Here is a 558-nt window from a genome sequence, read left to right on the forward strand (position 1 = left end):
GACAAGTGAAACAACCAGTGTTGTGTAAGGACTTCATGGTCGATACCTACCAAGTTTACCTTGCTCGTCATTATGGCGCGGATGCGGTATTGCTCATGCTTTCGGTACTGAATGACGAAGAGTACAAAGCGTTAGAAGAAGCTGCGCACAGCCTAAACATGGGCATTTTAACGGAAGTCAGCAACGAAGAAGAGCTTCACCGCGCAGTTCAGCTTGGCGCTAAAGTTATCGGTATAAACAACCGCAACTTGCGCGACTTAACAACGGATTTAAACCGAACTAAAGAGCTTGCGCCAACCATTCGTAAGCTTGCACCAAACGCAACGGTTATTTCAGAGTCTGGCATTTACACTCATCAACAAGTTCGTGACTTAGCAGAATATGCAGACGGCTTTTTGATTGGCAGCTCGCTGATGGCGGAGGACAACTTAGAACTTGCGGTTCGTAAAGTAACGCTAGGTGAAAATAAGGTTTGCGGTCTGACTCACCCAGATGATGCGGCAAAAGCGTATCAAGCAGGCGCAGTATTTGGTGGTCTGATTTTCGTTGAGAAATCGA

At 46.6% G+C, this 558-nt stretch carries 1 pseudogene; it reads left to right on the top strand.

Annotation, left to right across the window (positions count from 1 at the left end):
- A pseudogene (locus tag R7040_RS28935) lies at positions 1 to 558 on the top strand (bifunctional indole-3-glycerol phosphate synthase/phosphoribosylanthranilate isomerase); the annotation flags it as partial.

The sequence above is a fragment of the Vibrio sp. 1069 genome (assembly GCF_033340555.1).